The following is a 10,787-nucleotide window of genomic DNA, read 5'->3' as shown; positions in this document are numbered from 1 at the left end:
TATAGTCTACCATCATACCCCTCTGATCACTGCATTTAAAGCCTGCCTGTTGCAGTTCCGTCCCGTTTACTGGGTTCACTTCCACCTTCACTTCCTCCCAGTTCTTAGCCCCGTACTCGTTGGGTTTGCTGTCGTAATTGTCGAGGAAGACTTTAAACGTGTGGTTCCCCACACCGTAAACCGTGTAAGAGAAGGTGATATTCTTCTCACCATTAGCCGGAATCCTACCCTCAAAACCGTCAATTCTCTTGATGACAGCCCCTTCCTCATCCTCGACGAAACCACTGAGCGGAAGAGCCCCATTTTCAAAGTTCTCAACATGAACCGTGAACCACACCGTCCCACCACCCTCAAGCTCCTCAGGGAAAGATGGAGAAGTTTATGGATAGAGAATAAAGCCCTTTAGTAATTTCAAGGCGAGAAACAAAAATAGATGAAACAAAAACGAGAATGATTCCCGAGATTGATAGCTTCGTGTGCTTTCTCATAGTACCGTCTCCTTGTGGCCATCCAAGCTTTTCGTGCACCGTGAAACACAGTTGACAATTTAATGAGGCAATTGCGGAGTCGTGGCTTATGTAACACTCTAACACCTTACTCTCCCCTAACTTCGATAGTATCACCCATAACCTTGTTTCATTATCCAGACCCAGGGTATCAAAAAGCTTCCCACGTAAATGATAGCAAACCATGACGGACACTGCAACACCAGTGAAATTGCCAAAACAGGGGGGAGGTACTCAAGTGTGAAAACCGCCAGGGGCCTGAGCCTCCGGTTTAACAGGGCAGTGAAGTGGAGCATAGCCCAAATCCATAAGACTATCAAGCCCCATCTGGGATGGAGGAACCAGGCCACTTCGATGAGTATGGATCCTCCTATAACTACCACAATGGGTCGGGGGACGTCTTTACGCCTGATGCCATCTTTCGTTAAGTCATCGTACATTGGAATCCGCGCCCATTTTTCGTAGGCTATGTAATTCCTTGAAGTTGGGAAAACCACGAAGACCAGCCAGATTATGAAGAAAATGACTACAGAGTCTGGGGGATTTGCGAAAAATATTATAATTTCCAAGATAGGAATGGAGAGAATGATGTAACTTTGAACGGATTTTCTCAGGCTCCGTGTCTTACTGAACAGAACCAGAAAAAGGAAAACCTGGAGGGACAACATCCACCACCCACATATCTGAAAGTTCATTTGGATCACCCTGCTGTTTGATATAACCCCACAAAGAAAGACAGTGCACCCATAGCAGTTAATGCCGGGGCTGAAACAACGAGTCCAACTAGTGTGGCCGCAGTTCCCCCAATGAATATAGTGGAACTTATTGCCGCTTGCGTCGAGTCCTGAGTTATCCAGGCACTGCCAATTCCGATGAACTCTTCACTGAACAATCCATTGGTGGAGTTAAATTCATAGTGCAATTTCACAGTAAAGGGGAGTCCATACAGGTCATGTTCTAAGTGATAGACGTCAATGCTTGTAGTGTTTCTGTAGAACAACACGGTATAATAGCCATTGGGGGCAATGTTGATGGTTGGTGTATACCCCCATTCCCCAACTAGGTCGTTATCAAGCACTTCTGGAGTAATCTCGACTGCATACACATCAGTTATGCTGCCCCGTAGATAGTACTGGGCAGGATTATAGAGAATCGCCCTGCATGTTAGCGTTCCTTTATATAACAAATGATGTTCCCTATCTAGTCCCGTGGACAGATACAGGTCATCGCATTCAAAGCCTATTTGTTTTAGTTCTTTCCCGGTCAAGGACTCCACCCCCTGCCACTCAGAGTTTTGTAAATTATTTGGGTTTATTGTAGAGAATGATAACATAACCCGAAACTGTTATTATAACTCCCCATATTATCCCAAGGGAAATCGATAAAATTCCATTGTCTGTAATCTGATAAATCCCAAGAATGTCGCAGGTTACTATAATTAATCCCAATACTGTCATTTTCTCCCCCGAAATTTCTGGACTTCTGTATTTTCTGAAGTATGATGCCAACAGTATTAAAACGCCCAAGAAAATCTGAAACTTAATAACTTCAATTGAATTAACAACTTTGTACGTCATGAAAATAGCAAAAAACACCAAAATCAAGGAAAGAAAGGAATAAGTAAATACTTCTCTTTTTCTTTTTAATGAACTTGCGGTTGCCATATTATATCACCCCAAAACTTTATTTTTGATTTTCCCTATTACTATAGGTCCAATGAAGTCCCATGCTATCTTTGCTGTCCTCGGAAGCTCCACTAATTCTCCAAGCACAATTGTCACACCCACATTAACCCCAATATCACCCATCACGTCACTGTTATCCTGCTTTATGTTTACTATACCTGTGCCTACGAATGTGACATCATCTCCACTTTTGGGGGATATTGTGTATTTAAGTGATACTGAGATATAAGCTCCAAATAAGTCTTTTTCAAGGGTTATGAGTCCTGTGTGCGCTGTATTCTCGAACGTTATCACTCCAATCTTTGACGCGTTTATAGCCTCTGGGTATTTTACTACCCAGGCATGCTCTAGAGCATCTTTTAGGTCGCGATTATTCACTGACCATTCTTTGACGCTTACAATGCTTATTCCGACGCTATTTTGAGCGGGATTGTAAACAAACGCCTTGCACACTAATGTAGCGGTGTACTCACCACGGTTCCAGTTGAATTCTGGGTCATCACACTCAAACCCCACCTGCTTCAGTTCCGTCCCGTTCACTGGCTTCACCTCAACCCTCACCTCATCCCAGTGCTCCTCTCCCGCGCCATTGGGTTTCCCATCATAATTGTCGAGGAAGAGTTTAAACGTGTGGTTCCCCACGCCGTAAACCTTGTAGGAGAAGCTGATGTTCTTCTCACCATTAGCCGGAATCCTGCCCTCAAAACCGTCAATTCTCTTTATCACTGTCCCATTCCCATCCTCAACGAAACCACTGAGCGATAAAGCAGTATTTTCAAAGTTCTTAACATGAACCGTAAACCACACGGTACCTCCACCATCAAGCTCCCTCGGGAAAACTTGTTTCTTGCGTATTGGCAGAAGTATTGTTTAATGACCTTAAATAGTAGCCCCTGAGAAGGTAAGTGTAGAGCGCCGCCCATAGAGCATCACTAAAATAAGCGCTAAGCTTGGGAGGATTATCAACCGCGAATCCGAGGTAGATAACGACGAAGGCGCTCACCAGAAACACCGGGAGGGGCATAGTACCATTCTCGAGTATCCACCACACTTCCACACCCCAGAGCAGAAGCAGCAAAACCTGAACAACAAGAGAAAAATCTAAATACCAATAGTAGATATTAACAAAAGTCTCCCATAACAGTAATAAAAGAGGAAGAGAAAGAAGCAATTTAAACGTGAAGTTACCTATCCTGCATCACCCCCAAAAGCCCTTTACAAACTCCCATAATTTGTCTTTTGAGTAGGATATGGTGACTATGAGTACTATTATCTTTATCGCATTTTCGCCGAACTCTTTTAATCTCTGAATCCTCATATCACGGTCAATTTTTGCCTGAGTGCTACCCTGATAGAATAAAGTTGTGGAGGCTGTTAGAGCTTTGTCCTTAAGCAGGACATTGCCATTTTTATCGAAAACGTCCAGCCTAAGAGTGAGGTGGTATTCTGTGTCCCAGTATGCTACTTGGTATATTGTGTTTGGATTCACGTCACCTTGGACAGTTGAGGACAACAAACGATGATTGTCGGAGAGACCAAAATGAGAAGCAAACTCATCATCCACCCTGCCAAGGTCAATTGGAATGCTCCGGGACGAGTGTGGAGGCACTTCTTTAAATGCACTTAGATAGAAGGTTCCCTCTACCCACTGGAAACGCACGTAATTAATATCAGCCTCCTCATACTTCACTTCGCTCCAGAAGGTAATGTTGTTTAATTATACTTCAATTGTTTCTGAATTGTTATTCTTAACCTGTAAAAGACATTCTAAAGAATCCCCCAGACCAACTCTTGAAGGACACTTTACTTCCATGTTTATCTTGCTACTTAGATCCTTGGCAACACTCACACTCCCGCTTTCCTCGTCCTCCTCATTCTTCCGCCCGTTGCTAACAGAATACAGTTTAACCGTGTAAGAATGCTCTCCAGCCTGAGCAAGCCAGCGGAGAGTGAAGCTCTTCTCAGAGTTTGCACCGATGCTGCCGTTCACCAGGTAAACCTCCTTCCCATCAACGTAGAGTTCCAATCCCACACTCCGACTTAAAGAGTAAGAACTCTTAACCTTAACCGTGAAATTCACCAGACTGCCGTCCCTTGGAACCGACGGCTTATACGTAACACTCTCAATCCTCAAACTCCCAGAACTTCCACTTGAAGTTACAGTGATGTACCCCTGATCCCCCTTAGAGGAAACACCAAAATCAAAGGTGCCGTGGTACTCTGATGTGCCCGGGGAGCCGTAGTTGATGGTGGTAACATGAAGCGTTTTGGTCTTATGGGCTGGAACTGACACGTGGTCATTGTAGGATGCCCACTCATAATCACCGTTCGGCTGGGGAACGCTGATCTGGAGGGAGTAGCTCCCGCTGATGCCCTTATTGTTGTCATTTGTGATTATAATGCTGAAGTCAACGCTTTCGCCGGCGGTAACATGAGTCTTTGAGTGTTGGATAGTGAAGTGGACCTTGGAGGGGTCGATTGGAGTGTTTATCCTTACAGTCTTGGAGTACAACTCTATTATGGTGTGAGGCACATTGCACGTCGCAGGAACAGTTCCCCCGCGAGTGGCTGTCGGAGCAGGACCACAGCTTGGAGTATAAGTGATTGAAACGCTCCCGTGAATGTTAATGCTGTCACCGGTGACTGATGCGGTGAACTCGCGGGACGTCCATGATGTGGAGGAACCCCCGTATATATTCCCAAGGCTCCCGCTATCACTGCCCCCCGTGGTGTCGTCAGTGAGGTGTACACTGACGTCGCTTACAGCGTTGTTCTCTGCCTCCACCGTTACTTTAATGCGGTAGCGGACGGAGTTGGAAGATTTACTGTCAACGATGACGGAAACGTCGCTCACTGTAAGTTTACCTTCATTGTTATCGGGTGTAAGCGCCTCAAGCTCAATCTCGGTTGGAGTGCGCGAGGTGGGTGTATACCCCACGGAGGTCTTTGTTCCCGTCACTTGGAGGGAGGATGAGCTTCCGCCCCTGGACTGCATCCCAATGGGCTGGTGGGTGGTTCAATGTAAACTGGAGGAGCACGTTTGATGGGTGTTTCAGTCGTACTTTCAGAGACATAGACCTTGAGGGAGTCTTTGAGTTCATCCATCTTCTCGTTCAGAATCCAGCGGAGCTCGGGGTTGCCGTTCCCCAGTTCAATAGCCTGTGCAACTGTGTAAATCTGTCTCGTAAGGTTGTATGCCCTAAGGGCCGCGGGCCAGTAATACGTGGTTGTAGAGGTGATCCTCTTGAGGTCATTCCAGTCGTACCGCGTCGAAGAAGTCTTGATAACAACAAAACCTCCCCTGTAGAATACGGCGCTGGTTACTGTGGTGTAGTATAACATTATGTTTCCTCCCGTCAGGTCCTCAGAAAGGCCCTTGAAAGAGGACGGGGATGTTAAAAGACCATACATCTTTGAGGACAATGCGTTAACGGCATCCAAGAGCTTTGTTGTATTACCCTCACTGTATGCTTCGTAGAGGTCTATCCACTCGTCGGCAAGTAAGGGATTGATGCTTACATTTGATGGAAGGGCACCATTAAAATTCTCAGAATCAAACCATTTCCACTTCTCAAGTGCCCATGTTTCATAGTTGGCGTAATTAAATCCTACCCTCACAAATGCATTGGAAAAGTTCTTAAGGAACTCGAGCATATCAAAGCCGCTTGTTATGCTGTCCGCGTTCTTGCGGATGTAGTCCTCAAGGGCTTTGATCTCATCGTCGGTCCAGCCCTGCTCCTTGAGGGATTTAACAGTATCCTCAGGAAGGCCGTTTTTGCTGATGTTCTGGGCCATCGCCCTCAGCTCGTCCGCCGTGTAGTATGTTTTAACACCCGAGGCCTTGAGTTCGTTCCTCGCCACCCATATCAGGGCAGATATCTCCGCCGCGTTCTCCTCGCCCCTGCGCGAGTTCTTGACGAGGGCAGGCGCAACGGAGAGGTTGTGAGTGACGTTGAGAGTATACACAAGATAGGACTCGTTCTCCAGTATATCCCAGAACTCATTGTAGGCAGAATTTGAATCCACCACCTTGGAGGCAGATACAAACGCACCCGAAGAAACCGCAGAACTAACCGCCAAACCCAGCACCAGCACTACCATCAGTATTCCAGCCACCTTCCTCATAGCATCACCAGACATTAAAACTTAGAATGTTATTAAAAACTTTTTCTATTCAAAAATTACATACCATTTTAAAGAGTTAGTAGAAAGTGGAAAGTGACTACCACGGCACGCTCTTCCAGCCCATCTTATAGGCAAAGTAGTTCGCCCCCCAGTGAATGAAGGGCGAGATAACGAGGAGGAGGATGATCTGGCCGCTGGAAAGGGTTTTTACAGGATAAGCGAGGGCAAGGGCCGCTATAAGGAAGCCGAGCTGATCGAGGCCTATCGCAGGGGCACCGCGTGGGAGATCCGCTCTCCTCTTGAGGAAACTTCCAACTAGGTCACCCAGGAGCGCGCCGAACGATAGGAGGAAAGCGAGGAGGAACGCCGTCTTAAAGTCACCGTAGAAGCCGGGGGTTATGAAGTACTGAATTAGGCCAATGAGAGTTCCAATTGAAACGCCACCAATAAAGCCCCTCCAGGTTTTTCCGTCCCCAAGAATCCTCCTGCCATCTCCCCACTTCCTCCCACCGTCTATAGGCCTGCCCCCTCCCACAAGGACGGGGGAAGCGTTGGCAAAGTAGGCCGGAAGGATGTACCAGAACGCCCAGAGGATTGATGACAACCAGCCCATTATTCCACCGGTTGAAATTGGAATTCGGAGTTTTAAAGCTACCGGGACGGAAACGTTTAAACCATGAGGAGCGAAATATAAGAAGGTGAAAGAATGAGGTGGAAGCTCCTGTTAGCCGGCCTGGCGCTGGTTTTTCTGGTCTGGATAGGCTACGTCGGCTACGCGGCAATAACCGCACATCCAGAGCTTAAAGCCCACTGGGGAGATGTCAGCGAGGCAAAAACGGACATAATCATAGACGGAACGTTGGCCAGGCCCCTGATGGTTCCGGCCTCGATAGAGAACCTAACGATAGAGTTCGCTGGTATTCCAGTGGCGAGAATCAAGGAGTTCAATTACAGCCCGACGGGAAGGGAGATAGGAATCCTACTGGCCGTCGACAACCACAACCTCGTTAGGGCGCTGGTTAATTACCTCAACAATGGGCAGAAGGGCAACGTCAACGTTATTGTACGGGGCAAGCTCCTCGGGGTGGTGCCGGTTAACCTCGACCTCAAGCGAAGCATAAGTGAGAACATACTCTCCCGCCTGAACTTCACGGCGGAGAGTAAAGAGTACTTCGGCGGAATACTCAAAAGCCCGGCCCTCGTTGAGACGAAGTTCGACTGGGCAGGCGAGCGGAACGGAAAGGCAATCCTGCTGGCACACATGAAGTTCTACAACCCCAACTCCTTCCCAATTCCGATTGGAAACGTGAGCTATGACGTCTACGCCAACGGGATAAAAGCCGCTTATGGTTCGTCGGAAAACGGCGTCGTCCTGCCCGCAAGAGGATACGGGAATATGATACTCAAGATGTATATCATTGAGTCTGCCCTGCCAAAGGTATGGGAGCTCCACGTGAAGAACGGGGAGGAAAGCAGGATTAAGGCAGACGTGTTCATGACGATCAATGTGCTCAACAACGAGTACACGATAAAGCTAGGAAGCTACGAGGAGACCGTGAAGAGCAACATCATGGGACAGCTTAACGAGATGCTGAGCAACCTCGGCAGTCTGAAATGAAGGTTTTTAAGGTCCTTTTCCTTTCCATTTTGGGTGTGTGAGATGAATGTAAGGGAGATCCACGATTTTCTGAACAGAATGTGGGGGGGGATATTCGGGCTCAACGAAGAACTCAGGACGGAGCTACCAGAGGGCTTCCAAGTAGAGCCTGTAGAGGAGGTCTTTAATGCCTACATCTTCCTAGACGGTGAGTGGAGACGGATGAGTTACCCCCACCCGGCCTTTGAGATAAAGCCACAAATTGAAGTGGGGGCGACACCGGAGAGCCATTACCTCGTCGTCGCAGTCCCGAGGGAGAGGATAAGCGAGAACTTCGTCGGCCTCTTCTTGGAGGTCTTCCCAAGGGGCTTCATCTACGGTAGTGAGGACTTTCTCAACGACGTCTACAACTGGAGGCGTGATGGGAAGGTTTCCCCAACGGAGATTCTCGAGAGGATTTCCGAGAGCAACGAGGGGATCTTCCAGTTCGAGGCCAACTTCGGAAGCGTCAGCGCTTTAAGGCAGGGAATAAGACGGGTGATTGACCTCGGAAGGCGCTTTGAAATCTTCGAGTTCTGAGGTTGTGGCAATGAGCTACCAGGAGGCGTTTCCACCCGAGCTGAGGAGATATTACAGGAAACTCTTCGGGCGCGAAGCGGAGGAGATAATGGCCTCCCTTAGGACGCCGGTGGAGAAGTACTACCTCCGGGTCAACACGCTCAAGACGAGCCGCTCAAAGCTAATGAGCATCCTAAGGAAGGAAGGTCTCAAGCCGAAGCGAAGCCCCCACCTCAAGAAGGGGATATACTTCAAGCGTGGGGGACCAAACTTCCCTGACGAGTACAATCCCGACCTCCCGGTGGCGATGGCCAATAAGTTCGCGGCCGAGAGCATCTACCAGGGGGCCAATCTCTACGCCCCCGGCGTCCTCCAAGCAAACAGGAAGATAAAACCGGGCGACGAGGTTGAAATCCGCGACCCAAAAGGTTTGCTCGTCGGCGTTGGAATAGCCAGAATGGGCGCGAAGGAGATGATGACTTCAACACGGGGCCTGGCCGTCGAGGTAACCCTGCCGAAGTTCAAGCTCCCCAGTCTGAACGAGCTGGAATCCTTTAAGGAAGGTCTCTTCTACGCCCAGAGTCTGCCCTCAATGGTTGTTGCCCACGTTCTGGAGCCGAGCGAGGAGGAACTGATAATCGACATGGCCGCCGCCCCAGGCGGAAAGACGAGCCACATCGCCCAGCTGATGGAGAACATGGGCGAAATAGTAGCGATGGATAAGTCAAAGAACAGGTTGAGGAAGACCAAAGAAGAGCTGGACAGGCTCGGCGTGAAGAACGTTAAGCTGATCAGGATGGACGCGAGGAAATTACCGGAGCTTGGAATCGAGGCCGACAAGATACTCCTCGATGCCCCCTGCACCGCCCTTGGCATAAGGCCAAAGCTATGGGAGGGAAGGACACCAAAAGACATCGAGGCTACCGCACGCTACCAGAGAGCCTTCATCCGGGCGGCGGTGAAGTCGCTCAGGAAGGATGGCGTTTTGGTTTACTCGACCTGCACGCTCTCACTTGAGGAGAATGAGGCGAACGTGAGATATATCATTGAGAAAGGCCTAAAGTTAGAGGAGCAGAGTCATTTCATAGGCTCCCAAGGGATGGGGCTTGATGATGTCCAAAGGTTCTACCCCAACAGACACCTCACGCAGGGCTTCTTCATAGCGAAGTTCAGGAAGGTGGGGTAATGGGCAGGAGAAAGTACACCCTCATAGGGGCCGCACTGCTCGTCATAGTCCTGCTCCTCTGGTGGGCTGGGATAGAGGACGTCCTCGAGATACTGGAAACAGCCAGACCCGACTACTTCCTCATGGCGATCGTCGTTTACATTGCCTCACTGATTACGTGGGCGCTCCGTTGGCGGGTCCTCCTCAAGAGCCTTGGGGTGAAGGCAAACTTTGCAACCATACTCGAGGGACTTCTCGTGGGCATCTTCATCAACAACATAACCCCCGGCGCTAGAGGCGGTGGGGAACCTGTGAGGGCATATTACATCCACAAAAAGACCGGAGACCCCTACGGTCCGATTTTCGCAACGGTGATGATAGACAGGCTCACCGACGTTATTCCTGTTATGATAATGCTCATCCTCAGCACAGTTTACGTCTACGGTCTGGGCTCAATGACGTTGATGGTGACCCTCCTCGTCCTCGACGCGTTCTTTGTGGGGATGACCTTGGTCTCGGCTGGTATAATACTGAGCGAACGAAAGACGAAGAGCATTCTTTACTGGTTATACCGCCAGTTTGGTAGGATAATGCCCAAAAAAGCTATGAACTACGAAGAGAAGTTCGTAAAGACCGTTGAGGTGAGCGTGCCCCAGTTCCAAGACAACCTCAGGATTTTATTAACCCACAAAAAAGCCTTCGCCCTCTCGGTGTCCTGGTCGTTCATAACCTGGACGCTGATAATCCTGCGCTCGTACTACATTTTCTACAGCATAAACAGTCCGATACGACTCCTCGACATTATGGTCGTGCAGATGGTCGGCATAGCGGTGGGGATGTTCGCGGTGGTTCCGGGTGGGGCAGGTCTTATCGCGGCTGTGAACTCGGCAGTTTACGTCCTCCTGGGGATAAACAAGGAGATAGCGGTTACAGCGACGCTTCTGGAGAGGTTAATCTCATACTGGGCACCCACAATCATAGGAGCAGGGCTTACAACACGCTTTGGAGCTATGGTGAAGAAACTTAAGAGGAAAGCCGGCGACAACGATATAAACGTGGAAGATGAAAATAAGACTTAACGGTGCCATGCCATGGGCAAAAAAGTTCTCCCCGTGGCCTGCTCATCACAGGCACCCGATAAAGTGGGCCGG

General features: G+C 48.9%; 14 protein-coding genes. 4 read left to right on the top strand and 10 right to left on the bottom strand.

All coding sequences use genetic code 11. The annotated features are described in order from the left end of the window. The 10 genes from MV421_RS10820 to MV421_RS10775 form a co-directional block, all read right to left on the bottom strand. Positions 1-337, bottom strand: a 337-nt coding sequence (locus MV421_RS10820) for a hypothetical protein (RefSeq protein ID WP_297518339.1), incomplete at its 3' end; no start/stop codon positions are given. A gap of 282 nt (positions 338-619) precedes the next feature. Then, positions 620-1,201 carry a hypothetical protein gene (locus MV421_RS10815; protein ID WP_297503412.1) on the bottom strand — a complete coding sequence of 194 codons (582 nt, stop codon included), beginning with the start codon at positions 1,199-1,201 and terminating at the stop codon, positions 620-622. Between the two features lie 5 nt (positions 1,202-1,206). Continuing rightward, complete coding sequence (locus MV421_RS10810) at positions 1,207-1,773, bottom strand: hypothetical protein (RefSeq protein WP_297503409.1); 567 nt, start codon at positions 1,771-1,773, stop codon at positions 1,207-1,209. Between the two features lie 34 nt (positions 1,774-1,807). Further along, positions 1,808-2,170 (bottom strand): hypothetical protein, encoded by a 363-nt coding sequence (locus MV421_RS10805; RefSeq protein ID WP_297503407.1) that lies wholly within the window; start codon positions 2,168-2,170, stop codon positions 1,808-1,810. A 6-nt stretch (positions 2,171-2,176) separates the two neighbouring features. Beyond that, positions 2,177-2,998 carry a hypothetical protein gene (locus tag MV421_RS10800; RefSeq protein ID WP_297503405.1) on the bottom strand — a complete coding sequence of 274 codons (822 nt, stop codon included), beginning with the start codon at positions 2,996-2,998 and terminating at the stop codon, positions 2,177-2,179. A 13-nt stretch (positions 2,999-3,011) separates the two neighbouring features. Then, the gene (locus MV421_RS10795; RefSeq protein WP_297518336.1) at positions 3,012-3,242 is read right to left on the bottom strand and encodes a hypothetical protein; all 231 of its coding nucleotides are present in this window, start codon (positions 3,240-3,242) and stop codon (positions 3,012-3,014) included. A gap of 147 nt (positions 3,243-3,389) precedes the next feature. Continuing rightward, positions 3,390-3,881, bottom strand: a complete 492-nt coding sequence (locus tag MV421_RS10790; RefSeq protein WP_297503401.1) for a hypothetical protein — start codon at positions 3,879-3,881, stop codon at positions 3,390-3,392. Positions 3,882-3,908: 27 nt separating this feature from the next. Beyond that, a complete protein-coding gene (locus tag MV421_RS10785; protein WP_297518333.1) occupies positions 3,909-5,186 on the bottom strand; it encodes a hypothetical protein in 1,278 nt (425 codons plus the stop codon). After that, positions 5,147-6,331, bottom strand: a complete 1,185-nt coding sequence (locus tag MV421_RS10780; RefSeq protein ID WP_297416855.1) for a hypothetical protein — start codon at positions 6,329-6,331, stop codon at positions 5,147-5,149. Before MV421_RS10780 ends, MV421_RS10785 begins: the two co-directional genes overlap by 40 nt. An 82-nt stretch (positions 6,332-6,413) precedes the next feature. Beyond that, positions 6,414-6,929 carry a CDP-2,3-bis-(O-geranylgeranyl)-sn-glycerol synthase gene (locus MV421_RS10775; RefSeq protein ID WP_297416858.1) on the bottom strand — a complete coding sequence of 172 codons (516 nt, stop codon included), beginning with the start codon at positions 6,927-6,929 and terminating at the stop codon, positions 6,414-6,416. Positions 6,930-7,022: 93 nt separating this feature from the next. On the opposite strand from MV421_RS10775, the gene MV421_RS10770 reads away from it, so the two are divergent. Genes MV421_RS10770 through MV421_RS10755 form a run of 4 tightly spaced genes read left to right on the top strand, consistent with a single transcriptional unit; the run spans position 7,023 to position 10,715 of the window. Continuing rightward, positions 7,023-7,934 carry an LEA type 2 family protein gene (locus tag MV421_RS10770; protein WP_297416861.1) on the top strand — a complete coding sequence of 304 codons (912 nt, stop codon included), beginning with the start codon at positions 7,023-7,025 and terminating at the stop codon, positions 7,932-7,934. Between the two features lie 42 nt (positions 7,935-7,976). After that, positions 7,977-8,492: a DUF3201 domain-containing protein gene (locus MV421_RS10765; protein ID WP_297416925.1), complete on the top strand. Its 516-nt coding sequence runs from the start codon at positions 7,977-7,979 to the stop codon at positions 8,490-8,492. A 10-nt stretch (positions 8,493-8,502) separates the two neighbouring features. After that, complete coding sequence (locus MV421_RS10760; RefSeq protein ID WP_297416864.1) at positions 8,503-9,657, top strand: RsmB/NOP family class I SAM-dependent RNA methyltransferase; 1,155 nt, start codon at positions 8,503-8,505, stop codon at positions 9,655-9,657. Further along, positions 9,657-10,715 (top strand): lysylphosphatidylglycerol synthase transmembrane domain-containing protein, encoded by a 1,059-nt coding sequence (locus tag MV421_RS10755; protein WP_297416866.1) that lies wholly within the window; start codon positions 9,657-9,659, stop codon positions 10,713-10,715. Before MV421_RS10760 ends, MV421_RS10755 begins: the two co-directional genes overlap by 1 nt. Positions 10,716-10,787: the final 72 nt, after the last annotated feature.

It is taken from the genome of Thermococcus sp. (assembly GCF_027023865.1).
GTDB lineage: Archaea > Methanobacteriota_B > Thermococci > Thermococcales > Thermococcaceae > Thermococcus.
Note: the sequence above shows the minus strand (reverse complement) of the source record. Positions and strands in the feature narration are given on the sequence as shown.